Genomic DNA, 23359 nt, shown 5'->3' on the forward strand with positions numbered 1-23359 from the left:
TATGAGGATGAGTGGGGAGGTTTTGGCATATTCCTTTAAAAGAATCTTTTCTTCGTTGGTGATATTTGTTTTACGCATTTGCAATTAAGCGTAACAAAATCTCGAAATAAATGCAGGTTTTGTTTTGAGGGGGCTATACCACGCTAACCATTATCGCGACCACCCAGACCACCTGCAGGAGGGGAGTCAGGCAGAAAAACATGAGCACCAGCATAGCCAGTGCGATCAAGTGGGGGAGTGGAGCGGGAAGGCGACGAGTCATTGATCCTCCAAACCACAGCGTTGGGAAAGTACACCTCGAAGCTCTATAATGGCATAATTATGCCAAAAGTTCAAGTCGTTGAAGTTTATTAATATTTATTGTATTATATTGCAGTCCCGCTTCTGATCCAGTTTGGAGGAGACATGAGTCTCACCTTCAGCCCCCTCACTATCGCCGGGTGCCTCGAGGCGGCCCAGCCGGTCACCGGCCGCCCACTGAGCGAGTCGGTGAATGCGATGCAAAACCACCTGCTCGGCACCTTGCCACCGTATGTCAACGAGCTGCCCTTCCTGGAGCAGTTCGTGCAGGCGTTCGCGGCCCTGACCGCCGAGGAGATCAACAACCAGCTGGCGGCCGCCGGTTTCTCCGACCTGCAGCTGCCGGCTTGGGAACCCGGTAACAGTGAGTTCGGTATGGCCGGTGTGCTCAACGTTCAGATCGACTGGTTGTCGCCCGCCACGAGGCGCAGCCTCCTCGTCGCGGGCGCCAGCTACCCGGCCTTCCAGCTCAAGGGGTCCGGCCAGAACTGTCTGGTGGTGCCCGTCGCCGGCGGTGAGCCGGTGGTGAGGGTCCCAGGCCAGAACAACCTAGAGCTCAGGCTGCAGGTGGTGCGCTCGGCGCCCAGCTCGGTGTTCGACCTCATGGAGGAAGGACGCCGGCTGGTCAACTTCGAGATCGATCCACCGGTCGACAGCTCGTACCAGGGCGCGGTCGTCCCGATGGTCAAGCTGCAGGAATACCCGGACGTCGCATGGCTCGAAGGCCTGCGCACCACCTCCGTCGGGGGCGAGTACTGGGAGGTCGCGCAGGCCGCCCAGCGAGTGCGATTCGGCATGAACGAGTACGGCGCCCGCGCCATGGAGGTCACGACCATGGGAGCCCTCCTCGGTGGTCGCTCTGACGACAACTACTACGAGGTGGATGGCCCATTCCTGGTCACCATCCATGAGCCCGGGATGCCGGTACCGATCTTCGCGGCGTACGTCACGCCCAACGACTGGCGCAGCCCCGGCAACCTTGGCGCGATGACCAGCTGGTGATCGTGGCAGCAACTCAGAGGTGAGCGACAGCGCCGGTGGCCCCATGGGGCCACCGGCGCCTAGCCTTTTCTACCCCACCACGTGAATCGGTTTGCCTGCCACCCAAGCTTCAATATTCTCAATCATCATTTCATTACCCATGTGCCGCGACACGTCGCTGTTATACCCAATATGCGGCGTCGCGTACACCCGCTCGTGCTCGCGCAGCCGCCGATACACCGGGTCGGCCGTATCACCCGGCGTTTGCGCGTCGTGGATCACGCAGCGAAGCGTGCCGTCATCGAGTGCGCGAAACATCACGTCCAGATTCACAATACTGCCCGCCGACACCGTTGCAAAAATCGCGCCCCGCTTCAATGCGCCAAAAAACTCCCCGTTCAACAAATCATCCGTCTCCGGATTTACGCTCAACGCGTCCACCACAATATCCGCGCCCTTCACGCTCGCCGCCAAATCATCCCCGCGCCGAAAATACCGCACCCGAGCCCCAAACACCGCGCAGGCCGCGCCCACAATCGTCCCAATATTCCCGTGCCCCAAAATCGTCACCTGCTTATCGCCAAACCCCATCCCCGAGGCCGGCAACTGCCCAAACGGCAGCTCCCGCACGTTCAGATACGCGTCCAAATGCCGCATCGCAGTAAGCAGCATCCCCACAATCCATTCCGCCACCGCGTACCGGTTGCATCCTGGGCTGTTCGAAATCACCACACCACGCTCCTTCAAAACCCCGGGCCGCGCCCAGCCCACCCCCACGAGCGGCAGCGACACAAACGTGTCCCGCAACTCCTCCGACTTCTCGCGCACCCCAAACGTCCCCGTGCAAATCACGTCAAACCCCCGCACCCGCTCCAGCCACTCATCGGCCGTACTCGCGCGCGTATCAAAATACGTCACCTCACCCAGCTTCTCCAGCCGAGCCTTCTGCTCATCAGTAAGTTCCAGCGGCTGAGCCGCCACAATTTTTAACATGGGGTGATTATAACAAACGAGAGGAGTTTTCGGTATTTGTTTGGTATAATACGCTTACCATGCACAAAGACTTCGATGATTGGAATGAACTAAAGAAAACTATCACAGATTTGTTCGCCTGCCTTTGGATTTAGAGTTAGGTTCGAACAGTAACATAATAAGTTAGCCTTACTAAAATACGTATAAGCACGATAGGCATAAACCCGTCAGAAGGGTAAGATATATCTAGAATACGCAGGAGCTTCGTTATTAAAATCGTAGCCGTAGCCCTAAGAAACTTTAAATGTTACGGACCCATCCAGATAGTGCCATTATTTTTTGGTGGCGAAAATTTTGTTGGCCTCATTGGTGAAAATGGCGTAGGGAAAAGCTCTGTTTTTGAGGCGCTTAACGCATTCTTCACCGACCAAGGCTGGGTGCGGAATAAAATTACAAAATCCGGTAAAGATCAATGCGGTGTGGCACCAATAGTGGCCTGCACCGATGCAGACTTGGCAAAATACTTTACGGCCGACGAGATAAAAGCGCTCAAGAAAAATTCTAAAGATCTCGCAAAAAATCAAGAATACCATACCTCGGGCACGGAGGTTTATATATCGTGCATGCGCTTTCAAGACAATGCTACGCCCCTTTTTGATGGAAGGATCACCAAGACAGATGCGCTAGGTGAAAAAGTAAAGGAATTTATTCTTACATCGTTTAAATACATTTATGTAAGTGCAGAAGTCGACATTGACAGCGGTACCAACATTAACTCTAAGACCACTGAGTTCATAAAGGGGTCTGGCGTAGTGGGGGAAATTACCAAATTAATCCAAGGGACCAAGGTAGAAGTTAAGGGTAAACAAGCGACCATAGCTAGCCATATAAACGATATGGTAATCGAATACCTAAATACAGATGTCATTAAAAAGCTTCAGGCAGTTGATGAGGGATATAACTATAAGAATTTAAGAACGGGTGTTTCCTCAAATCTTTCCGAAAAGCAGATTAGCGAGCTTGCCGCCCAAGCATTATTTAGTAACCGTGAGTTGACAAAGCGTACTAGTACAAAAGACATAGGTATATCAGATATGAGCTCGGGTCAGAGACGACGAGCTTTTCTCGACTTTATTATCGTTATGATCGGCAATCTCGAACCTCAGGAGAGAGAAAAACTGATACTTGCGATTGATGAACCTGAAATTTCTGTCGACGCAGGGTCGAGAATACAGCAATTCGATAAGCTGAGAGGCCTCACTCAAGAGGGGCCTAGTATTGCGTTTACTACTCACTGGTATGGCTGGATAGCCCAGTTAATTCATGGTTGCGCAGTTCTTATGAAGGACTCCGAGAGTGGAAGAAGTATAGTCGCGAGTAAAATTCAAGATTTTCTTGATAAAGACGCCCAGCAAAAGGCTCCGTATGAAATGAGAATGATGTTTGATTTTCTATCGTCGCTCGGAACTTGGGCAGAGAGTGATTCTCATACAAAATTTGTTCTTTGCGAGGGCCCGACAGATAAAAATTATATCGAGATCCATTTTGACAAACATAAGATCATCCCCCTTCGTGGCCGCGACGAGGTAATTAGGCTATTTAAAATATTCTCGGATTACTACTTTAGAGCCGATAAAAAACCGTCAAATATTGTTTTTCTTATAGACACAGATCCAGAAAAGGCCGCAGAGCTAAAGGATAATGGTGAAGTAAACTTAAAACGAATTAGCCGCGATAAAAATGGAGAGATTAAAATTGTCAGCAAAGACGAAAATTATAGTGAAAAGTGCGCCATAGAGGATCTACTATCGCCCACTCCACTACTCAAGGCCCTAAAAGAATCAGCGGATAAGCTGCCTGAGGAGAAGGACAGGGAATTTATTAACAACTTGAATATAAAATATCATGATCAAACCGGGGTAAGAGCATTTGGTATAGACGATGTTGAGAGACAGAAGTTAAAAGAAATATTTAAGACACCAATGTTCAAGTTGAATGTCTCAGAGCTGTACCAACCTTCGGGCGAGGAAATGGATAATTTCAGAACATTATTAAGTCTCTGACCGGTGAACCAACCTTCACGCCTAGCTAAAATTATTACCATAGCCTGATGCTACAATCACTTATGGGAAAAATAAGCGAATCCCTTATTAAGAGGGCATTTTATATTGGGTCCGAGCTAGCAATATTGTGCTTCCTACTTGCATGTCTTACGGCGCCAAATATTTTGAACTCGATATTCGTTAACCTGGGAACTGATTTTTTTATTCTCGGCCTTTCCGTCTCCATAGTTAATAAGCTGCTAGATAGATACGAACGCCAGCGGTATGGCGACCAACCTGCAAAAGGCCTGAGGCGGATTGAAGGCGAGCTCGGAAGCCTTTTAGGAACCATTAGTTACGAATTAAGAGATCACTTAAATGTGGATGCATACGCACTAGTTGATGCAAATGAAGCAGAGATCAGCTTGTTAACTAGTCTCATGCAAAAAATGTACATGATCAGTTACCTCCAGCTACAACATGTTGACATGACAAAAGTTACGTACAAGAACTTTGCAGAAATGCTGCGCTACATACAGCAAACCTTAGCAGCTTTGGACTTATATATTGACCGCTATAGTGGTTTATTCGAACCCGAAACGCTGAGTAGAGTAATTGCCCTGAGGGACAGTGTAGAATCAAGCACTCGTGGCGACATAACGCTCATAACAATCCCATTCGAGGGCCAATCAGAACCAGACAAAAAACTGTCGGAGCGTGATCAAACCGGTTTTAGTCGTGTTTTAAGTGAAATTATTAGGATATCCGAAACAGAGATTGAGAAAATGAAAAAAACCGGAAGTAACTCCGGTTTTAAATCCATCAAATTGTAGGAAACTAACCCTGCGGGGGACGCTCCCGGTGATGCGTCCGCCGCATGCGCGCCACGCCCAGCCGCACCTGGCTGCGGTCGATCATTTGCTGGGCATTGGCCAGCTCGGTCTTGTCCTTGGCTTTGTCGCGCATCTCTTTGGCTTCGGCCAGCGCGGCTTCGATTTCTTCGGCCACTAGCTCGGATTCGTGGTCGGCTTCGTCGGCCAGTAGCCGCACGTGATCGGCTGTGACTTCGAGCAAACCGCCGTACGTCGCAAACACCTCGGGTGCACCTTTGCCGGTGCGCACCGTCACCGCACCCGGCACCACCTGTGCCACAAGCGGCTCGTGGTGGGGGAGTACGCCCATTTGGCCGCTGGTAGTGGTGAGCTGCACTTCCTCGGCTTCGCCTTGGAATTTAGCCCCGGAAAGCGTGAGTAGTTCGAATTTCATGGAGCTCACAAATTTTCTCCCAGTAAAGCAATGAGGTAGAGCGAAGGATCAAACTCTTGGCGCACGAAGCGCGTGACAACCCTGAGCTTCGAAGGAAGAGTAGGGGAGAGTTCGCTGAGAAGCCAAGAGTTTGATTCGTAGCAGAGCATAGAAACTACTTGGCTACCTTCTCTTTAGCATCTTTTTCCTTATGCAAAGCCACAACTTCCTCAATCCCACCCTTCATATAGAAGGCGCTTTCCGGCAGCTCATCGTGCTTGCCGTCGAGAATCTCGCGCGCGCCCTTGATGGTGTCTTCGAGCTTCACATACTTGCCGGGCGTGTTCAGGAACACTTCGGCCACGTGGAACGGCTGCGTCAGGAATCGCTGCAAACGGCGGGCGCGGTCCACGGTCTTTTTGTCTTCGTCGCTGAGCTCGTCCATGCCGAGGATCGCGATGATGTCTTGCAGGTCTTTGTAGCGCTGGAGCATGCGCTGCACGTCGCGGGCGGTGTTGTAGTGGTCGTCGCCGACCATGGCCGGGTCCAAAATGGTCGAGCTGGAGTCGAGCGGGTCCACGGCCGGGTACAGACCCAGCTCGGTGAGCGCGCGGTTGAGCACGATGGTCGAGTCGAGGTGCGCAAACGTGGTGGCCGGCGCTGGGTCGGTGAGGTCGTCGGCCGGCACGAACACGGCCTGCACCGAGGTGATGGAGCCCGTCTTGGTCGAGGTGATGCGCTCTTGCAGTGCGCCCATCTCCTGCTGCAAGTTGGGCTGGTAACCCACCGCGCTGGGCAGGCGGCCGAGCAGCGCCGACACCTCCGAACCCGCCTGCGTGAAGCGGAAAATGTTGTCTACAAACAGCAGCACGTCGCGGCCTTGGTCGCGGAAGCCCTCGGCCAGCGCCAGGCCCGAAAGCGCCACGCGCAGCCGCGCCCCCGGCGGTTCGTTCATCTGGCCAAACACCAGACTGGTCTTGTCGAGCACACCGCTTTCGGCCATTTCGTGGTACAGGTCGTTGCCCTCGCGCGTGCGCTCGCCCACGCCGGCAAACACCGAGTTGCCGCTGTGGAACTTGGCGATGTTGTTGATGAGCTCGGTGATGAGCACGGTTTTACCCACGCCCGCGCCACCGAACAGGCCCACCTTGCCACCCTTGGCCATCGGCGCGATCAGGTCAATGACCTTGATACCCGTTTCCAGGATCTCGATCTTGCCGCTCTGCTCCTCGAGCGACGGCGGTTCGCGGTGAATCGGCGCCAGCTGCGGGTCCTTGAGCGCCGGCTTGCCGTCGATGGCCTCGCCGATCACGTTAAACATGCGCCCCAAAGTCGCGTCGCCCACCGGCACGCTAATCGGCGCACCCGTGCCGCGCACTTCAGTGCCACGGCTGAGTCCGTCGGTGGAGCTGAGCGCAATCGCCCGCACCGTGGTTTCGCTCAGGTGCTGAGCCACCTCGAGCACCAGCTTGCGGCCGTCGTGATCGATTTCGAGCGCGTCGTAAATGGCCGGCAGCTTGCCGCCCTCAAACTCCGCGTCGATCACCACGCCGACCACCTGGATAATCTTGCCTAATTGTTTCGTGTCAGTTGCCATATAGTTCTCCTATGATTTCGCTATCGCTTCTGCCCCGGCGGAAATCTCCGAGATCTCTTGCGTAATTTTAGACTGTCGTTCGTTGTTATATACCAAGGTGAGGTCGCCGATGATGTCCGAGGCGTTGTCCGAGGCGTTCATCATGGCTAGCATGCGCGAGGCTTCCTCGCTGGCCCGGGCCTCGAGCACCGCCTGCAGCACCTCGGCCTCCAGCACGCGCCGCACCACCAGGCCAATGAGCTCCTCGGGTGACGGTTCCATCGCGCTCTCGGTAGGCGCGCCGGCCTTTTCGGGCGGCGTGATCGGCAGCAGCTGCCGCACGCTCACCGTTTGGCTCACCGTCGACACGAAGTCAGTAGCCACAATGTGCACCGCGTCGATCTCGCCGCGCTCAAACATGCCCGTGATCTGCTCGAGCACCGGGATTACGATGTTCGTGGCTTTATCCGGTACGTCAATGTCGTAGCTACCCACCTGCTCCACATCGCGGGCCCGCGCCACGCTCAGAGCCGCGCGCTTGCCGATGGCGATCGCCAAATGCTCGGCCGTTGGCGTCTCGCGAATGTGCCGGCCGAGCGCCCGCACCACGTTGCCATTGTACCCGCCGGCCATGCCCCGGTCGCCGGCCACCAGAATCGCCAGCTCGCGCTTCACCGGCCGCACCGCAAACAGCGGATGTGTGGTCGCCACGCTCTGGGCGCCCAGATTGTGCAGCAACTCGCGCGCCGCCTGCGTGTACAGCTGCGGGCCCGTGGCCGCCGTCTGGGCGCGCCGCAATTTGCTCGCCGCCACCATCTGCATGGCCTTGGTGATCTGGCGGGTGTTCTTCACCGAGCGGATGCGCCGATTAATGATCTGCAAGGATGCCATGACGCGCCTAAGCCTTTACCTTAAACGATTTGGCGACTTCCTCGGCCACCTTCACCACCGCCGCCACGGTTTCGTCCGTTGGCTTGGCGCCCTCATTGAGGGTCTCCACCACTTTGGCGTGGTGCTGCTTCATGCGGCTGAGCAAATCGTGCACCGCCGCATTCACCTTGTCGGTCGGCATCTGGTCGAAAGCACCTTTGGTGGCTGCCAGCAGCATGATAACCTGCTCGGCCACGCTCAGTGGCGAGTATTGCTTCTGCTTCAGAATTTCGGTGAGCAGCCGGCCGCGGTCGATCTGGCGCTTGGTGTCTTCGTCGAGGTCCGAGGCAAACTGCGAGAACGCCGCCAGTTCGCGGAACTGCGCCAGCTCCACGCGCAAGCTACCCGCCACGCTCTTGGTGGCCTTGGTCTGGGCGCTACCACCCACGCGGCTCACGCTCAAACCAACCGAAATGGCCGGCCGAATACCCTGGTAAAACAGGTTCGACTCCATGAAAATCTGCCCGTCGGTGATCGAAATCACGTTCGTCGGAATGTAGGCCGAAATGTCGCCGGCCTGGGTCTCAATGATCGGCAAGGCCGTCAGCGATCCCGCGCCCAGGTCGTCGCTGAGCTTAGCCGAGCGTTCCAGCAGGCGCGAGTGCAGGTAGAATACGTCGCCGGGGTAAGCCTCGCGGCCCGGGGGACGCCGCAGCAGCAAACTCATCTGGCGGTAGGCCACCGCGTGCTTGGAGAGGTCGTCATAAATAATGAGCGCATGTTGCTTGTTGTCGCGGAAATATTCGCCCATGGCCGTGCCCGCGTAGGGCGCCAGGTACAACAGCGCCGCCGGATCACTCGGGCTCGTAGCCACCACGATGGTCTGGTCCATCACGCCTTCGCTTTTTAGTCTCTCCACTAATGCCGCGACTTTGCTGAACTTCTGCCCGATGGCCACGTAGATGTTTACCACGCCGGTTTTCTGACGAGCCTGGTTGATCATGGTGTCGATCGCGATGGCCGTCTTGCCCGTTTGACGATCACCAATGATGAGCTCGCGCTGGCCGCGGCCGATCGGCACGAGGGCGTCGATGGCAATGAGACCGGTCGCCAGGGGCTCGTGCACGCTCTTGCGCGCCATCACGCCCGGCGCCGGCCGCTCGATGAGGCCGGTCTGGCTGGTTTTGATCTCGCCGAGGCCATCAATCGGTCGGCCCAGCGGGTCAACCACGCGGCCGAGCAGCTCTTGGCCGATCGGCACTTCCAAAATGCGGCCGCTCAGTTTCACCTGCGCCCCAGCGCGCACGCCAGTCTCGCTGTCGAGCAGCACCGCGCCCACTTCGTCTTCGTTGAGGTTGAGTGCGAACGCTCGGGCCGGCACGCCACTGTCGGTTTCTACCTCGAGCACTTCACTATAGCCGGCGCCGCGCAGGCCATACACCCACACCACACCGTCGGCCACACGCGTCACCACGCCGGTTTCCTGCAAATTCTCGGTAGAACGCAGACCCTCGATGGCAGCCTGAAGCTCGCTGCTTAATTCTTTGACGTTGAGATCGCTCATACGCTAGCTTCCTTTCTGTCGCCCGCCGCGGTTACGTAGCGGGCCAGCTTGGTTTTGACCGAGGCATCCAAGGCCTGGCCGGGAGTTTCAATAATAATACCGCCGATCAACGCTGGATCGATTGCGGTTTCGAGTTCCAATTCGCGGACTCCGGTGGCCTGCTTCACGTAAGCCTCCACATGGCTGCGAGCCTCAGCGCTCAAGGGCCGGGCCGTCACCACGCGCGCCTGCACGTAGCCGCCGGCCGCCAGCACGCCCGCCACATCGCGCGCCAAGTAGCGGGCCCCGCGGCTCTGGCCATGGTCCACCAGCCAGGCGGCCGCAGCCTGCACGGTCTGGCGGCGGTCAGCGCCGAGGTGCTCAGCCACATATCCCGCGACGTCGAAGCGGCTGGCCATGGCTATTTGCCCTCCAGCGAGCGGGCGATCAAGGTGCGGTCGTGCTCGCTATCGAGCTTCTCGCCGAGCACCGCAGCCGTGGCGCCGGCCACCAGCTTGGCCGTTTCGGCCTTGAGCTCACGGCGAGCGGCGAGCACATCGCGCTCCACCTGCTCCTTGGCCTCGGCCAGCAGCCGTTCGCCCTGCTCGGTTGCACGGGTGCGGGCCGTTTCGATTTGGGCCGTCGCATCGGCCTTGGCGCTGTCCAAAATCTCGGCCGCCGAGGCTCGCGCTTCCGCCACTACGCCCTGAGCCTGCTTTGAGGCTTGCTCAAGCGCTTCTTTGGCCTCACGCTCCAGCCGCACCGCCGCCTCCAGCTCGTCTTTTTTGGCGTCGAGCGCCTTGATGAGCGAGGGGTACACAAACTTACCCAGGACCCAAACGATCACCAGGAAAGCCAGCGTATTGAGTACCAACGACTGCACATTCAGCCCCAGGGCCGTGAACAGGCTGCCGATACCTCCGCTTTCAGCTAGAAATATCATGCGTTGTTACCTTATTTCAGGAACTTAATGATCAGCGCGACCACGAGGCCGATGATGGCCAGCGCGTCCACAAAACCCATGGCCAGGATCATCATGGTGCGGATCTTGCCGAGGGCGTCGGGGTTACGGCCGACTGCGCCGACCGCAGCCGCGCCGACGAGGCCGAGGCCCACAGCAGCCAAGCCGCCGGCGATTGAATATGTCAGACCAAATGCGAGGGAATCCATGTAAAGATTGCTCCTTAAATTTAATGTAGTGTTTCTACCAAACCTGAGTTACATACTCATGATGATGCAATCCGTTCGCCTCCGGCCCAGGGCCAGAGCAGCACGAAGTGCGCTCTCATGAGCGTGTAACACTTAGGCCGGCGCCGCCTCTTTGATGGTTGAAGCATCATCGGAGGTGGCAGGTTCATGGTGGCGGGCTATGCCCAGCGAGACAAAAACAACGGTGAGCATGAAGAACACGTAGGCTTGAATAGCGCCCACGAACAGCTCCAGGAACAAAAACGGCGGCAAAGCCACCGGCGCCGCATAAGCACTAATGAAGCCCATTACCGCCAGCAGTACCTCACCGCCAAAGATATTACCAAACAGCCGCATAGCCAGCGAAATCAGGCGCGAAAACTCTGCGATAATTTCCAGAAAGCCCTCAAACACGCCCATCGGATTAGTGAAGGGATTGGCGAAATACCGCCCCAGGTTGCCAAAAAATCCGTGCGCCCGGATCGCCCAAATCTGCGCCGTCACCATCGTAATCACCGCTAGTGCGGCTGTGAAGTTCAGGTCGGTCGCCAGTCCGCGGAAAAACGGCTCGCCGTGATACGTCAGCGGCCCCACGAACGGCAGCAGGCCAAACCAGTTGTTGATCCAGATCACCACAAACATCGTGATGGCCAGCGGCGCCAGCCTGACGGCCATTTTGCGGTCGCCGAGTACTTCCTCGACCGTCCCGAGCAAAATCTCAAACAGCCACAGCACCGCCACCGACAGGCGAGTGTGTTTACGCTGCTCCACCTTTTTGCGCGTGTAGAAAAACAGCGCCAGCACCACTGCCGTGCCCAATACACCCAGCGCCATCGAGTTCAGAATATGAATCGGCCCAATATCAAACAAATGCTCCGCGGGCAGACTCACATGCGGACCTTCGGCTAGCCACAGATTCATGCCGTTTTCCTCAGTTGGCTGCGCACCAGCAACACCGACAGGCTCAGACCCACCGCCGCCGCCACGATCGTAACCCACGGCTTGGTGCCCTGGTGCAGGTCAAACCAAATCCCGCCCGCTACCAGCAGCGCCGGCGGCGTAAACATCCGCCAGGTCGTATCGGCCATCGCTAGCAGCAACGCCAAGGTCGAGGCCTCGTTTGCGGGCACACCACGCTCTTGCTTGTTCTCAGCTTTGCTCGTCATTTCCCAGGCATGGTAACAGATTTGGCCTCGTTAGGCAATAATTCGACGCCCAAACTGCTATTATGAAGAGGCTTCGGCAAATCGTTGCCGAAACGTACGTCCCCGGCCCGAAGGGACCTCCATGACAACCCAATCCACCTCTGATCCCCCGGGCGTCAAGCCCGAAATTGATGGCAAGCGGCCGAACTACGAGCAGGCCATCCTATGGGTCCTCGTGCTTGGTCCATTCATCGCCCTCATGGCCGCCATCCCGGTGGCCTGGGGCTGGGGGCTCGGCGCCCGCGACATCGCGCTCGCGCTCACGTTCTACGTGATCTCAGGGCTCGGCGTCACCGTCGGCTTCCACCGCTACCTCACCCACGGCGCCTTCAAGGCCCAGCGGTGGCTGCGCGTGGCGCTGGCGATCGCCGGCAGCCTGGCCGTGCAAGGTTCGCCCATCCGCTGGGTGGCCGACCACCGTCGTCACCACGCCCACGCCGACCGCGACGGCGACCCGCACTCGCCCTGGCGCTTCGGTACCAGTGCCCGGGCCGTCGCCAAGGGCATGGCCTACGCGCACATCGGCTGGCTGTTCAACCGCGAGCGCACCAACGAAGAGCGCTTCACCCCCGACCTACTGGCCGACAAGGACATCGCCCGCGTCGACCACCAGTTCCCGCTGTGGCTGGCGGTGACGCTGTTTGGCCCGGCGCTCATCGGCGGGCTGTGGTCGCAAAGCTGGCAGGGCGCGCTCACCGCCTTCTTCTGGGCCAGTCTGGTACGGATCAGCTTCCTGCACCACATCACCTGGTCGGTCAACTCGGTCTGCCATGTCATCGGCGAGCGTCCGTTCCCGGTTCGCGACAAGTCCACCAACTTCTGGCCGCTGGCGATCGTGAGCTTCGGCGAAAGCTGGCACAACTCGCACCACGCCGATCAAACCTGCGCCCGACACGGCGTGGGGCGCGGCCAGCTCGACATCTCGGCACGGCTGATCGCCTGGTTCGAGCAGCTGGGCTGGGCGTACGACGTGCGCTGGCCCAGGGCTGGTCACACCGGCGCCGGCGCCAAGCCGGCCGCCTAGACTCCCCGCCCGGTCCTTCAGAGGGGTAGGACTGTTCGGGGACGGGGCGAGCGAGGAGAACAAAGTCGTTCTCCTCGCTCGCTCGCAAGCCGCAATTATTTCACGAGTGCTAAACTACTAATGCTATGACCGGACGCACCCACGACACCGCCGCCTTCACCGCCTTGGCCATTGCCGTGGCCGTTACGCCGCTGCCGCAAAACATCACCCTCGCCACCGTGCTCGTCGCCATCTTGGCCAACCAAATCGGCGGCATCGCGCCCGACATCGACCAACCCACCGCCCCCTTCTGGCGCAACCTGCCCATCGGCAAGCTCTTTGGCCGCTTCACCGACCGCCTGCTCGGCGGCCATCGGTTTCTCACGCACTCGCTGCTCGGAGCCGCCCTGCTGGCCTGGCTGGCGCACTGGCTGCTTGTCTTCATCCATCCCCTCATGCCCCACGTCGATATCGACCTCGTCTGGAAAGCCTTTCTCATCGGGGTAGTCTCGCACCTCGTCATGGACACGTTCACCAAAGAAGGCGTGCCGTGGCTTCTGCCCATACCATTAAAATTCGGCTTCCCACCGCTCAAATCTCTGCGCATCGCCACCGGCAAATTCGTCGAAAACTTCATTATTTTCCCGGGGCTCATCCTCGTAAACATCTTCGTCTGCGCCCAGCACTACCAGGCCATTGTGACATTCATACATACGCGCATCCGATCTTAGCGCACCGCAAACACCCGCCGGCCCACCACCAAATACGCCACTGCCACCAGCACCGTCACCGCCCCAAACACCCCAAACGCCGCAAACGTTCCGCGCGTCTCGGCCACCGCGCCAAACGCCAGATAAATCCCAATGCTCAATAACTCCGCCCCAAACCCCGCCACCGACGTGATAGTAGCGCGCATCCGGCCCTTGATGGAATGTTGGAGCTGACCATCGAAGATCACCTCTAAAAGCTTCATCAGGCCAAAAAACGCCACCACCAGCACGATGCCACCCGCGCCGTGTCCACCCTCACTCGCCAGTAAACACACCCCGGCGACGGCCAATAGCAGCATAAACAGCCGCGTCCCCAAATGCTCCACGCGGTGTGCCAGCGCGCTGGCCGTAGCCGTCACGAGCACGAGCGCGGCCTCCAACAGCGGTACCGTCTGCAGCGACGCGCCAGCCGCCTGGAAGAAAATCGGCGTGTATTCTTCGAGCGATCCAAAAATCGCCACAATAAACCCGCTCAGCATAATAATCCGCAGCACCGCCGGGTTCTTCACCGCTTCCCGGACGCCCTCGGCCAGCTCCGCGAAGTACCCCGTATCCGCCGTTTCTTCCTGCCGTGGCGCCTCCGGGATGTTGTACGCCACCACGGCCGTTACGAGCACCGTGGCAATACTCAGCACCAGCACGCCGTTGTATCCCAGCCCAATCGCCGCTGCCGCCAGCGTTACCGCTATCAACTGGCCCACCAAGAACACGCTCGCCAGCCGGCCGTTCACTCGCACATATTGCTTCTCTTGCCCCACGAGCTTCAGTTCGTCAAACACCAACGCCTCGTACGTGCCCGAATGCAGCGCCCCGCCGATCCCCCACAGCACGAACCCGGCCGCGTAGCCCCAAAAATTAGGCACCAGCAGCCACATCCCGTACCCCGCGGCCCGTATCACTTGCCCCACAGCCAGCAAATTTTTGCGCGAGAACCGGTCCGCCAGCACGCCCGTCGGCACTTCCACTACGATCGACACCGCCGACCAAATCACAAACAGCCACGATATCTGCGCCACGCTCAACCCGTGCGCCACAAACATTAGCTGGTACAGCGGATAAATCAGAATAAAGTCATCGAGGAAGCTATAAACATACAGCCAGCGAAGCGCGCGCGATTTCATGACCCCATCATAACCGCCTGAAGGCTCAAGTCTCAAACAACTTGAGCGTTCGGGTGGTCCCCGGCCACCGTTCCCCGCAGGGGCGGTAGCCGGGAGATCCGCGGTGCCGTGAACCTTAGTCTTTGCCGGGGGTCATTTCGATCCCGCGGCAAGCAAGCAGCTGCTGGCAGGCGTCCTGGAAGTCATGGGACGAGCAGCCTGGATTTGTGCGGTAGATGTCCCAGGCGTGCATCACCTCGTTGCCGAGGACCTCATCGAGCATTTGGATCACCAGCCCGGCAACAGTGCGTCGCCGCGCCTCGGGCGGGAGAATTCCCCATGCCTTCAGCCTGAGCATGTATACCTCTCGTACACGCCGGAGGTCATCCTTCGCGCCCTCCATATTGGAACGCAGTATGAAGGACGGACCTTCGCTAGCGGATACGAGTTCGGTCTCGATGACACGTATACCCCCACGAGAACGTTCGGTCACGGAAAAATCACTCTCCAATGGAGTGCTCGAAGTTGTGCGGACCGCTATTTTATAACATAAAAATAATTTAATTGCAAGGTTCCGTAATAGTTCATAATCAAGATATGGCCGCCGAACTCATCCGCACCACCCACACCGACGCCGCCTGGCGCGCGCAGGTCATAGCCTTTGTGCGGGCCCAAAAGCCCATCCTCCTCGACTACCTCTTCGACCCGCCCGACCAGATCGTGCCCCAGCGCCTCTATCGCTACGACGTGTTCGACGACTACCTCAGCCGCCACCGCGACGACTTCGAATTCGGCTTCGACCTCATCACCAGCCTCCGCCGCATCACCGAGGCCCGCACCTTCGGCGTCTATGTGATCGAGCTCGACCGCAACCCCAACTACGTCTACGTCGGCCAAACCTGGTACCTCCCCGAGGAGCGCCTCGCCCAGCACAACACCGGCTTCGCGGCCTTCCACGCTGCCCGTCCCTTCAAGCGTGGTGCCCGCGGCCGTCTGCGCCGCGATCTCTTCGCCCACCTCCCGCGCGTGCGCTCCCAGCCCCAGGCCGAAGCCATGGAAGCGTCGCTAGCCATGCAGCTCAAAAAACTCGGCTTCCGCGTGGAGGGCGGGCACTGATATGTTCGCATTTTGTTCGATTTTATGATAGGATTCAGATATGAGAAGCGAGTTATTCCAGTCATGGACCGCTCAAATGGAGCAACTAAATGATGCTCCGGAAGCCATCTTGTTTAGTAGCCCGCGCGAAGTTTGGTATGCACGTTTGGGTATCAACGTGGGGCGCGAGCAAAATGGCGACACGACAACATTCCTAAGGCCGGTTCTGATCATGCAACAATTCGGACGTCATATGCTCTGGGCCGTGCCGCTTAGTACGAAAGCACCAAGTATTCGGCATTAGTGACTCAACAACGAGCTATCGATGCGCGGCGGCTTGTGCGGAAGCTCTACGTGCTGGCCGCATCAAATTATTTTCAAATCCAGGTGAGGCTAGCTCGGATGATGCTTCGGGAATTAAATCGGACCCCCGGCTAAGGGAGTCCTCGGAGGCCGAAGCCTTATGTAAAATCACTATAGCACAAAATCACCATTGCGCCGCCCCGTCATAGCGTGGGATCATGCCCTAGCAAACAAGGAGCCCAAGCCATGAGCGTCAAATTAAACCCCTATCTTACCTTCAACGGCAACACCAAAGAAGTGATGGAATTTTATCACACCGTTTTTGGCGGCAAGCTCGATCTGAGCACCTTTGGCGACTTCCCCAACCCGCCCGAAGGCTACGCCGACAAAATTATGCACGCTGCGCTTACCAGCGATGACCTCACCATTATGGCTTCCGAAGGGATGCCCGGCGGCACGGTGAACTTCGGCGATAACGTCAGCCTCAGTCTGTCCGGCGACGATCACGAGAAGCTCACCGGCTACTTCAAGGCACTCAGCGAAGACGGCCATGTCACCATGCCGCTCGAAAAGCAGATGTGGGGCGATGTTTTTGGCATGCTCAAGGATAAATATGGCATCAACTGGCTGGTGAACATCGACAGTAAGCCGGCCAAATAACCGCATGCAGCTCGAATTCATTCCTGCCTCCTCGCCTCAGCCCGTCGCGGCGTATCTGGCCGCCAAAATCCTCGCCCAACTCGCCGACGGCCGCAGTGTGCTATGGCTGCTTTCGGGCGGGTCGGGCATCGCCACGGCCGTGGCCACGGCATCGCTTCTGAGCGGCCATGATCTGAGCAGCCTCACCGTCAGCCTCATCGACGAACGCTACGGCCCGCCCGGCCATGCCGACTCCAATTGGCACCAGCTTGAAGTCGCCGGCCTCAAGCTTCCTGGCGCCACGCTGCACCCCGTGCTCACCGGCGCGTCCGAGTCCGACACGGCCGCCGCCTTTGCCAAGTTCCTTGCCGACCAATTCGACACCGCCGACCACGTGCTGGGCCTGCTCGGTATCGGACTCGACGGCCACACTTCGGGCATTCTGCCTCACAGCCCGGCCGTCACCGCACCGGGCCTCGTCTGCGCGTACGACGGAGGCCAGTACCAGCGCCTCACCACCACGCCCCGAGCGCTCAAGCACCTCAATGAAGCCGTGGCGTACGCCGCCGGCGAGGCCAAGTGGCCGGTGCTCGACCGTCTCGAAACCGACCTGCCCATCGCCGAGCAGCCGGCGCAGGCTCTCAAGGCCGTTCCCCATCTCACCATTTTCACTGATCGACCGCTCCACTAACGCGAAAACCCACCTCCTTGGCTCGCGGCCCGTCCGCATCACTGCAGACAGACGAGTGGGGTGGGTGAGGGGTCTACGCGGCGTCGGCGTAAACTTGTCGGAACAAATCCGCCATCGCCGGCGGAGCGCTGGTGACCCAGCCGTCGTCGAACAGATGCGGTCGGCTCGGCACTGTGCAAAGCCTTTCCGCTCGCAGCACCGTTCGATGCGAGTCGAACCAGGTGTAGTTGACGATGACCATCATCGGATGACCGTTGTTCACCGCCAAGGTGTCGGCCACCCGCTGGACATGCCGGAGCGTCAGATCGCGCTGGGCCTGGTACTGGTCGCCGTGGTGCTCCGGATGGGCCGCCGAGAACCCGGCACAATCGGAGTGAATGTCGATCACAAGCACCCAGGCGTTCGGCCCGAGCACCGTCGGGTTCAGGACTGTCAGTGCCATCAGCCGTGGCGGCTGGGCGATGATCTCGATCGGGCCCTCGTTGCGGATGATGTGTGGGTCGATTTTGGATGGGTTTGCCGGATGCTGCTTCACGAAGGTGACGAGCTCACGGATACGACTATGCCGGCGCGTTAAGCCATGCCAGGCCGTCTCAAGTACGTGGCCGAACCGGGACGTATTCGCCCAGTCAGCACAAGTGAGTACCACGAATCCGCTGTGCGCCCGGTGTGGCAATGTGGCTCCCCTCGTGGATCGATGGCTGCGGGTGCAAACCATCGACGATAATACCAGATACCTTGCAGCAAATGTTAGTACTATTCTAAATCTGCTATGGGGAGCGTAGCTCCGATTGCATCGCCGATTTTTGACAAAAATTGTCAAAAATAAGGTATGCTCACAAACTATGTGGCCTATTAATAGCCTTCATGCTGAATTTACTCGCCGGCATATTAGCTGGACCGGCCCTCGCAATGAGGTTTATGAAACACTCTTGAGGTCTGGGCCCTGCTCTGTCGCGCACCTCGTCAATATTCTAGCCGGTAGGGTCAGCCAGCGCACAATTTATCGCACGGTTGAGCTATTCGTTCATATAAATGTAGCCCGGCGCTTACCAGACGGCCAAGTCGAACTCAGCCCACCGCACATACAGCGCCATTACTACCTGGTCTGCACAACCTGCGGCCGGCGCTTCGGCTTCTTCGAGCCGGCCATCGCCAACCAGCTCGAACGACTGGCGCAGAAGCGCCATTTCGGGCTCGAGGGCCATCAAATCGAATTGAGTGGGATCTGCTGGAGCTGCAATAGTTGACGCCTGCATTCCGCTCATGCTACAAAGAGACCAGATAGTCGGGGTGGAGCCGCGATCAAAGCACAAAAGGTAGAGTTTGCTCCTTTTGGCACGGGTACTGCAGGTATCAAATAGTCGAGACTTCAAAGACTATCTAGGAACGGACCGGGTGCGGTCCGTTTTCTTTTTCCAAAGCCAAAAATGAAGAGCCCTGCCTACGGCTGCGGTCTCTTCCCGGTAGGTGGGATGCCGTAGTCGTAGACGGGGTAGCGGAGGGGATCAGGCGCGCACGAGAGTGCGCGCGAACATTGACGGGTCGAGGAACGGGTCGCCAACCTCGAGGCCGAAGTGCTTCTCGAGGCTGCCGCCCTGAAGGGCGGCCATCAGGAACCGGTCGCGTCCGTAGCCGGAGCTGCTGGGCACTATGCCGACCTCGCCCGGTGGGATGTCGGACAACCCCGCGTAGCAGTTCACCCACGTGTCGATGGCGAGCTGGAGCCGTCCACCCACCGTGAAGCCGACATCGCCCGGCAGTACGTCCAGGAAGGCGTTGCCGAAGCCTTCAGTGTCGATGCGGGCAACGAGACCGGCCGGCGGTGATGGCGTGCCGAGGTTGAGTACTCGCTCGTGGGGCACCTCGTGCCGATGCTGGAGAACCCAGCCCGCCGCTCGCGCGCCAAACTTGGCCCCCCGGAACGGCGTATCCACCATGTCCGCGGCCTGTTCGGGCGTCACGTAGCCCTGGCGCATCCCCCACTCCGCCACCTTGGGGGCGTTGAGGACATACACCTTCTGCACCAGCCCGAGCCGGTGGGCCAGCGACAGGAATCGATTGGGGAGCGTGAAGAGCCCGAACGTGTCGCCGATCTCGCACCAGACGAACTCCCGGCCGTTGGGGAACTGGCCGAACGTCGTCGCGCGCGGGGCGGCGTTGCCCAGAATGATCGTGCGGCCCTGGCGGGGCTGCAGCGAGCTCTCCCGGTCTTCGTCGGCGATGTCGACCAGCGTCATCGCTGCCTCGAAGCCGTCGCTTGGGTACTGCATCGGGACGAATGACGTGGGCGCTCCGAGCTCGCGCCACACCGCTCCCGCCATGCGGGCTTCGGCGTTGCGTCCCTCGCGCCCGGTGTTGATGCAGTCCGTGAAGTATTCCACGCGGATCGGCGGACCATCGTACAGAAGCATCGAGCTCCCCCTCGTTTCCGTCGGACACGAAAAACCCCCGCGGCGCGGAGGCTGGCGTTGCGATCGAACCGTGATTACGCTACGACAAAACCTCCGCTGAGCGGCGCATCATCATGGCCATCATCATTGAGGTTTGTGTAGCAATCACACCGGAAGTGTACAACCAAGAAACCCATCTGTAAACTACAAATATGACCGCAGCTACCCACCCTACCCAAACCATCGTCCTCGGTGGCGGCTGCTTCTGGTGCCTCGAAGCCGCCTATCTCATGATCAGGGGCGTCGAAAGCAGCATTTCCGGGTACGCCGGCGGGCATGTGCCCAACCCCAACTACGAGCAAGTGGCTTCCCAAACCACCGGCCACGCCGAAGTAGTCAAACTCACTTTCGATCCGGCTGTCATCACTTACGCCGACATCCTCGATATTTTCTGGGCTATCCACGACCCCACCACGCGAGATCGCCAGGGCAACGACCTCGGCCCCGAGTACCGTTCCATTATTTTGTACCAAGACGACGAACAACAACGCCTAGCCGAAAAATCCCGAAACGAAGCCCAAAAACTCTGGCCAAATCCCATCGTCACCGAAATCAAACCGCTCGAGGCCTTCTACGAAGCCGAGCCCGAGCACCAAAATTATTACGCCAAAAACCCCGACCAAGGCTACTGCCAGGTGGTAATTAACCCCAAATTAGCTAAACTACGAAAAAAGTTTGCCGACCGCTTAAAAACGAAGGATACCGCATGATCAACACGCTCACCGACGTCACGGCCGAAATTCTCGAAGAAATCGCCGCCGAGAAGCAATTGCGCCAGACCCACGAGGTCTTTTTGCTCTTTGCCATGGGTAGCCAATTTGACCACCTCATCAAGCTCACGCTCGACAAATTCGGCGTGTATTGCCTCGTGGCCGACCCGTCGCAGGTGACGGCCGAGGACGTGAAGCGCATCGCTCCCACCGGCATTATCGTGTCGGGCGGGCCGTCTTCGGCCAGCGAGAACCCGCCCTTCGACGCCGCCATTTACGAGCTCGGCGTCCCGGTGCTCGGCATCTGCCTCGGCTTCCAGATGTGGGCCGCACACCACGGCGCCACCGTGGCCCCGTCGCCGCGGCGCGAATTTGGCGTGCACGAGCTGCATTACTCGGCCGACCCCACGGCGCTGCTTGAGGGCATCCCCGACGGCAGCAAGGTGCTCCAAAGCCACGGCGACCGCATCGAGCCGGGCGACCAAATCCAAATCTTCGCCGCCACCGACAATTCGCCCGTGGCCGCTGGCCGCCTCGGCCACCTCTGGGGTGTGCAATTCCACCCCGAAACCACCGCCACCGAGCACGGCGCCAAAGTTTACGAAAACTTCGTGTTTGGCATCGCCGGCGCCAAGGACCGCTTCCCGGCCGACGACGCCGCCGGGCGCAAAGTCGCCGAGGTACGCCAAGAAGTAGGGGAGCGCAAGGTGCTCCTGGCCCTATCCGGCGGCAGCGACAGCGCCGTGGTGGCCACCATTTTGCAAAAAGCGCTAAAGCCCGAGCAAATCCGCGCCGTCTACATCCGCGGCATCGACCGCCCCGACGATGAGGCCAACGTGCACCAATACTTCGGCGACCTCGACCTCGTCATCCACGACGCCACCGATGAATTCCTGGGAGCTCTGGCCGGCCACGCCGCCATGCACGACAAACGCGTGGCCATGCGCGGCGTCTACAGGCAAGTACTCGAGGCCGAAGCCGCCACCTTCGGCGCCGAATACATTGCCCAAGGCACGCTCTACACCGACCTCACCGAATCCGGCGGCGGCCACAAAACCGGCGCCCGCAAAGCCCAAATCAAGCTCCACCACAACGCCGGCCTCGAATTTGCCTACAAGGAGCTCACCCCGCTCGACGACATGGTCAAAGACACCGCCCGCGCCATCGGCCGCAGCCTCGGCACCAATGAAGCCCTGCTCGTCCGCCACCCATTCCCGGGCCCCGGCCTCGTGGTGCGCATCGAGGGCGAAGTCACGGCCGAAAACCTGCGCATCGCCCGCGCCGCCGACGGCATCTACCTCGAAGAGCTGCGCCAGGCCGGCCTCTACGACACCGTCTGGCAGGCCGGCGCCGTCGTCACCCACTCGCACCACACCTACTCCAAGGGCGACGACGCCGGCACCGGCCTGGTGCTCGCCCTCTGGGCCATCTGGAGCGTCAACGGCTTCACGGCCGAGTGGGCCGAGCTGCCCTACGATTTCCTCCGCGCTGTCTCCCGCCGCCTCACCAACGAAGTCTCCGAAATCGCCTCAGTGGTCTACCGCATCTCGGACAAGCCGCCGGCGACGATTGAATGGGGTTAATTATTCGCTAAAACGAGCCCACCCGCCTCGCTAGGCACAAAAAAGGAACCAACTAGGTTCCATAAAAGCCGTCAAAACAGCGTCTCGGAGGGGTGGCGGCGCTGCCACCCCTCCGAGACGTCCGCCGCAGGCCTACTGACCAAACGACGGGTTGAAACCGAGGAGATCCGTGACGGTGCTCGAGGGCTCCTCCCCGACCACCCCGCTGGCCCACTGGCGCAGACTGCCGGCGATCACTCGCAGCTCGGAGCATTGCTCGCAGCTCGGGTCGGTGCAGCTGAGGTAGACACCCCGAGCGTCGAGGTGGCTGCCCGGTTGCTCCGGCTCCACCTTGGGACCGAACATGAACACGATCTTATCGAGCTGATCGCCGGTGAGGCCCTGGCGGTCCACGGCGAACCCGACCGTAGAGGACTTCGCCGGGTCAGTGATCTTCACCCTGGGGTCGGAGAACATCGATCTGGGCAAGATGCACTTGACGAGCAGCTGGTCGCCCACCGTGAATCCGATCGTCCTGGCATCGATGTCGTACGTGAAGCCCCGGATGTTGCCGCCGATGCGGCTGGCGATCTGCCCCGCAACTGCCAGCGGCAGATAGAAGCCTTCAATCAGCACCGACAGGCCGCCGGCTCGCAGCTGCTCGGCGTTCAGGCTTTCCCGCAGCAGCCCGTTTTGGAGGCTCACCCGACCGACCGCCTTGAGCTGTGCGCCAACGGCGGCCAGCTTGGCTACCAGTTCCTCGATCACCGACTGCGCCGCGCTGAGCCGCTCGGTGGCTGCGATCTCCACCTTGCTGCCTGGTCCACGAGCGCCGGCCAACCGCGCCCATGGCGCCCTCGCTTCGTCGATGCGCCGCTGCAGCTCGGGGTCGATGGCCTGCTCGGAGCCGGTCGTGGTCGAGTCGGAATGTTCGGTTGTCACATCTGCCTCCAAGGGCATCCATATGTCCACACTGTGGACCTCGCTGTTAGAGCGAGCTGCCAATCTCCGAAAATAATCAGAAACTCACAGCTCGCCCAAACCGCCGCATAATATATAATATGCCAGCAATTTATGCAAGCTTAGGCATAAACGCATGACCATCTGCTCG

General features: G+C 59.0%; 27 protein-coding genes. 11 read left to right on the plus strand and 16 right to left on the minus strand.

The genetic code is table 11. The features are described 5' to 3' along the window. Positions 1 to 405 precede the first annotated feature (405 nt). Positions 406 to 1302 (plus strand): hypothetical protein, encoded by an 897-nt coding sequence (locus VMT30_05800; protein ID HVQ44451.1) that lies wholly within the window; start codon positions 406 to 408, stop codon positions 1300 to 1302. Between the two features lie 69 nt (positions 1303 to 1371). On the opposite strand, the gene VMT30_05805 is transcribed toward VMT30_05800, so the two are convergent. Further along, complete coding sequence (locus tag VMT30_05805; protein HVQ44452.1) at positions 1372 to 2274, minus strand: NAD(P)-dependent oxidoreductase; 903 nt, start codon at positions 2272 to 2274, stop codon at positions 1372 to 1374. Between the two features lie 254 nt (positions 2275 to 2528). Here VMT30_05805 and VMT30_05810 point away from each other — a divergent pair, with 254 nt between their 5' ends. Together VMT30_05810 and VMT30_05815 are read left to right on the plus strand one after the other, a co-directional pair. Continuing rightward, the gene (locus VMT30_05810) at positions 2529 to 4316 is read left to right on the plus strand and encodes a hypothetical protein (protein ID HVQ44453.1); all 1788 of its coding nucleotides are present in this window, start codon (positions 2529 to 2531) and stop codon (positions 4314 to 4316) included. A 47-nt stretch (positions 4317 to 4363) separates the two neighbouring features. Beyond that, a complete protein-coding gene (locus VMT30_05815; GenBank protein HVQ44454.1) occupies positions 4364 to 5128 on the plus strand; it encodes a hypothetical protein in 765 nt (254 codons plus the stop codon). A gap of 4 nt (positions 5129 to 5132) precedes the next feature. On the opposite strand, the gene atpC is transcribed toward VMT30_05815, so the two are convergent. From atpC to VMT30_05860, 9 genes are all read right to left on the minus strand, one after another. After that, a complete protein-coding gene (gene atpC, locus VMT30_05820; GenBank protein HVQ44455.1) occupies positions 5133 to 5561 on the minus strand; it encodes an ATP synthase F1 subunit epsilon in 429 nt (142 codons plus the stop codon). 154 nt (positions 5562 to 5715) lie between these two features. Further along, on the minus strand, positions 5716 to 7137 hold the full coding sequence (atpD, locus tag VMT30_05825) for a F0F1 ATP synthase subunit beta (GenBank protein ID HVQ44456.1): 1422 nt from the start codon (positions 7135 to 7137) through the stop codon (positions 5716 to 5718). A gap of 9 nt (positions 7138 to 7146) precedes the next feature. Continuing rightward, positions 7147 to 8007 carry an ATP synthase F1 subunit gamma gene (atpG, locus tag VMT30_05830; GenBank protein ID HVQ44457.1) on the minus strand — a complete coding sequence of 287 codons (861 nt, stop codon included), beginning with the start codon at positions 8005 to 8007 and terminating at the stop codon, positions 7147 to 7149. A 7-nt stretch (positions 8008 to 8014) separates the two neighbouring features. Continuing rightward, the gene (atpA, locus tag VMT30_05835; protein ID HVQ44458.1) at positions 8015 to 9550 is read right to left on the minus strand and encodes a F0F1 ATP synthase subunit alpha; all 1536 of its coding nucleotides are present in this window, start codon (positions 9548 to 9550) and stop codon (positions 8015 to 8017) included. Next, a complete protein-coding gene (locus VMT30_05840) occupies positions 9547 to 9948 on the minus strand; it encodes a F0F1 ATP synthase subunit delta (protein ID HVQ44459.1) in 402 nt (133 codons plus the stop codon). Before VMT30_05840 ends, atpA begins: the two co-directional genes overlap by 4 nt. A 2-nt stretch (positions 9949 to 9950) precedes the next feature. Then, complete coding sequence (gene atpF, locus VMT30_05845) at positions 9951 to 10472, minus strand: F0F1 ATP synthase subunit B (GenBank protein ID HVQ44460.1); 522 nt, start codon at positions 10470 to 10472, stop codon at positions 9951 to 9953. A gap of 11 nt (positions 10473 to 10483) precedes the next feature. Next, the gene (gene atpE / locus VMT30_05850; GenBank protein HVQ44461.1) at positions 10484 to 10699 is read right to left on the minus strand and encodes an ATP synthase F0 subunit C; all 216 of its coding nucleotides are present in this window, start codon (positions 10697 to 10699) and stop codon (positions 10484 to 10486) included. 132 nt (positions 10700 to 10831) lie between these two features. Further along, a complete protein-coding gene (gene atpB / locus VMT30_05855) occupies positions 10832 to 11638 on the minus strand; it encodes a F0F1 ATP synthase subunit A (protein ID HVQ44462.1) in 807 nt (268 codons plus the stop codon). Continuing rightward, complete coding sequence (locus VMT30_05860; protein ID HVQ44463.1) at positions 11635 to 11883, minus strand: AtpZ/AtpI family protein; 249 nt, start codon at positions 11881 to 11883, stop codon at positions 11635 to 11637. The genes atpB and VMT30_05860 overlap by 4 nt, the downstream gene beginning before the upstream one ends. A 121-nt stretch (positions 11884 to 12004) precedes the next feature. On the opposite strand from VMT30_05860, the gene VMT30_05865 reads away from it, so the two are divergent. Together VMT30_05865 and VMT30_05870 are read left to right on the plus strand one after the other, a co-directional pair. Continuing rightward, entirely contained in the window at positions 12005 to 12946 is a 942-nt protein-coding gene (locus VMT30_05865) for an acyl-CoA desaturase (GenBank protein HVQ44464.1), read from the plus strand. A gap of 125 nt (positions 12947 to 13071) precedes the next feature. Next, positions 13072 to 13656, plus strand: a complete 585-nt coding sequence (locus VMT30_05870; protein ID HVQ44465.1) for a metal-dependent hydrolase — start codon at positions 13072 to 13074, stop codon at positions 13654 to 13656. Here VMT30_05870 and VMT30_05875 read toward each other — a convergent pair. Further along, positions 13653 to 14816 carry an MFS transporter gene (locus VMT30_05875; protein ID HVQ44466.1) on the minus strand — a complete coding sequence of 388 codons (1164 nt, stop codon included), beginning with the start codon at positions 14814 to 14816 and terminating at the stop codon, positions 13653 to 13655. The genes VMT30_05870 and VMT30_05875 overlap by 4 nt on opposite strands. A 115-nt stretch (positions 14817 to 14931) precedes the next feature. After that, positions 14932 to 15153, minus strand: coding sequence for a hypothetical protein (locus tag VMT30_05880; protein HVQ44467.1), 222 nt, complete (start codon positions 15151 to 15153; stop codon positions 14932 to 14934). A gap of 239 nt (positions 15154 to 15392) precedes the next feature. On the opposite strand from VMT30_05880, the gene VMT30_05885 reads away from it, so the two are divergent. The 4 genes from VMT30_05885 (at position 15393) to VMT30_05900 (ending at position 17523) form a co-directional block, all read left to right on the plus strand. Then, a complete protein-coding gene (locus tag VMT30_05885) occupies positions 15393 to 15911 on the plus strand; it encodes a GIY-YIG nuclease family protein (protein HVQ44468.1) in 519 nt (172 codons plus the stop codon). Positions 15912 to 15951: 40 nt separating this feature from the next. Next, the gene (locus tag VMT30_05890; GenBank protein ID HVQ44469.1) at positions 15952 to 16194 is read left to right on the plus strand and encodes a hypothetical protein; all 243 of its coding nucleotides are present in this window, start codon (positions 15952 to 15954) and stop codon (positions 16192 to 16194) included. Positions 16195 to 16439: 245 nt separating this feature from the next. After that, positions 16440 to 16853, plus strand: coding sequence for a VOC family protein (locus VMT30_05895; GenBank protein ID HVQ44470.1), 414 nt, complete (start codon positions 16440 to 16442; stop codon positions 16851 to 16853). Between the two features lie 4 nt (positions 16854 to 16857). Next, positions 16858 to 17523 (plus strand): 6-phosphogluconolactonase, encoded by a 666-nt coding sequence (locus VMT30_05900; GenBank protein HVQ44471.1) that lies wholly within the window; start codon positions 16858 to 16860, stop codon positions 17521 to 17523. A 73-nt stretch (positions 17524 to 17596) separates the two neighbouring features. Here VMT30_05900 and VMT30_05905 read toward each other — a convergent pair whose 3' ends face one another. From VMT30_05905 to VMT30_05915, 3 genes are all read right to left on the minus strand, one after another. Beyond that, positions 17597 to 18172: a hypothetical protein gene (locus VMT30_05905; protein ID HVQ44472.1), complete on the minus strand. Its 576-nt coding sequence runs from the start codon at positions 18170 to 18172 to the stop codon at positions 17597 to 17599. A 400-nt stretch (positions 18173 to 18572) separates the two neighbouring features. Next, positions 18573 to 18782 (minus strand): hypothetical protein, encoded by a 210-nt coding sequence (locus VMT30_05910; protein ID HVQ44473.1) that lies wholly within the window; start codon positions 18780 to 18782, stop codon positions 18573 to 18575. A gap of 249 nt (positions 18783 to 19031) precedes the next feature. Beyond that, positions 19032 to 19937 carry a hypothetical protein gene (locus VMT30_05915; GenBank protein ID HVQ44474.1) on the minus strand — a complete coding sequence of 302 codons (906 nt, stop codon included), beginning with the start codon at positions 19935 to 19937 and terminating at the stop codon, positions 19032 to 19034. Positions 19938 to 20128: 191 nt separating this feature from the next. On the opposite strand from VMT30_05915, the gene msrA reads away from it, so the two are divergent. Both msrA and guaA read left to right on the plus strand, forming a co-directional pair. Next, entirely contained in the window at positions 20129 to 20686 is a 558-nt protein-coding gene (gene msrA, locus VMT30_05920; GenBank protein HVQ44475.1) for a peptide-methionine (S)-S-oxide reductase MsrA, read from the plus strand. Then, positions 20683 to 22269 carry a glutamine-hydrolyzing GMP synthase gene (gene guaA / locus VMT30_05925; protein ID HVQ44476.1) on the plus strand — a complete coding sequence of 529 codons (1587 nt, stop codon included), beginning with the start codon at positions 20683 to 20685 and terminating at the stop codon, positions 22267 to 22269. The genes msrA and guaA overlap by 4 nt, the downstream gene beginning before the upstream one ends. Before the next feature lie 132 nt (positions 22270 to 22401). Here guaA and VMT30_05930 read toward each other — a convergent pair whose 3' ends face one another. After that, positions 22402 to 23190: a hypothetical protein gene (locus tag VMT30_05930; GenBank protein HVQ44477.1), complete on the minus strand. Its 789-nt coding sequence runs from the start codon at positions 23188 to 23190 to the stop codon at positions 22402 to 22404. Between the last annotated feature and the right edge of the window lie 169 nt (positions 23191 to 23359).

The organism is Candidatus Saccharimonadia bacterium, from assembly GCA_035544015.1.
Taxonomy (GTDB): domain Bacteria; phylum Patescibacteriota; class Saccharimonadia; order UBA4664; family UBA4664; genus UBA5169.

Bases quoted from the DNA above. Each gene is read 5' to 3' on its own strand.
- msrA (HVQ44475.1), top strand. From the start codon at position 20,129: ATGACCGCAGCTACCCACCCTACCCAAACCATCGTCCTCGGTGGCGGC.
- atpC (HVQ44455.1), bottom strand. From the start codon at position 5,561: ATGAAATTCGAACTACTCACGCTTTCCGGGGCTAAATTCCAAGGCGAA.
- atpE (HVQ44461.1), bottom strand. From the start codon at position 10,699: ATGGATTCCCTCGCATTTGGTCTGACATATTCAATCGCCGGCGGCTTG.
- VMT30_05805 (HVQ44452.1), bottom strand. From the start codon at position 2,274: ATGTTAAAAATTGTGGCGGCTCAGCCGCTGGAACTTACTGATGAGCAG.
- VMT30_05890 (HVQ44469.1), top strand. From the start codon at position 15,952: ATGAGAAGCGAGTTATTCCAGTCATGGACCGCTCAAATGGAGCAACTA.
- atpD (HVQ44456.1), bottom strand. From the start codon at position 7,137: ATGGCAACTGACACGAAACAATTAGGCAAGATTATCCAGGTGGTCGGC.
- VMT30_05895 (HVQ44470.1), top strand. From the start codon at position 16,440: ATGAGCGTCAAATTAAACCCCTATCTTACCTTCAACGGCAACACCAAA.
- VMT30_05910 (HVQ44473.1), bottom strand. From the start codon at position 18,782: ATGCAGGCGTCAACTATTGCAGCTCCAGCAGATCCCACTCAATTCGAT.
- atpG (HVQ44457.1), bottom strand. From the start codon at position 8,007: ATGGCATCCTTGCAGATCATTAATCGGCGCATCCGCTCGGTGAAGAAC.
- VMT30_05865 (HVQ44464.1), top strand. From the start codon at position 12,005: ATGACAACCCAATCCACCTCTGATCCCCCGGGCGTCAAGCCCGAAATT.
- atpA (HVQ44458.1), bottom strand. From the start codon at position 9,550: ATGAGCGATCTCAACGTCAAAGAATTAAGCAGCGAGCTTCAGGCTGCC.
- VMT30_05875 (HVQ44466.1), bottom strand. From the start codon at position 14,816: ATGAAATCGCGCGCGCTTCGCTGGCTGTATGTTTATAGCTTCCTCGAT.
- VMT30_05900 (HVQ44471.1), top strand. From the start codon at position 16,858: ATGCAGCTCGAATTCATTCCTGCCTCCTCGCCTCAGCCCGTCGCGGCG.
- VMT30_05840 (HVQ44459.1), bottom strand. From the start codon at position 9,948: ATGGCCAGCCGCTTCGACGTCGCGGGATATGTGGCTGAGCACCTCGGC.
- VMT30_05915 (HVQ44474.1), bottom strand. From the start codon at position 19,937: ATGCTTCTGTACGATGGTCCGCCGATCCGCGTGGAATACTTCACGGAC.
- VMT30_05880 (HVQ44467.1), bottom strand. From the start codon at position 15,153: ATGCTCAGGCTGAAGGCATGGGGAATTCTCCCGCCCGAGGCGCGGCGA.
- VMT30_05815 (HVQ44454.1), top strand. From the start codon at position 4,364: ATGCTACAATCACTTATGGGAAAAATAAGCGAATCCCTTATTAAGAGG.
- VMT30_05860 (HVQ44463.1), bottom strand. From the start codon at position 11,883: ATGACGAGCAAAGCTGAGAACAAGCAAGAGCGTGGTGTGCCCGCAAAC.
- VMT30_05885 (HVQ44468.1), top strand. From the start codon at position 15,393: ATGGCCGCCGAACTCATCCGCACCACCCACACCGACGCCGCCTGGCGC.
- VMT30_05800 (HVQ44451.1), top strand. From the start codon at position 406: ATGAGTCTCACCTTCAGCCCCCTCACTATCGCCGGGTGCCTCGAGGCG.
- atpB (HVQ44462.1), bottom strand. From the start codon at position 11,638: ATGAATCTGTGGCTAGCCGAAGGTCCGCATGTGAGTCTGCCCGCGGAG.
- guaA (HVQ44476.1), top strand. From the start codon at position 20,683: ATGATCAACACGCTCACCGACGTCACGGCCGAAATTCTCGAAGAAATC.
- VMT30_05870 (HVQ44465.1), top strand. From the start codon at position 13,072: ATGACCGGACGCACCCACGACACCGCCGCCTTCACCGCCTTGGCCATT.
- atpF (HVQ44460.1), bottom strand. From the start codon at position 10,472: ATGATATTTCTAGCTGAAAGCGGAGGTATCGGCAGCCTGTTCACGGCC.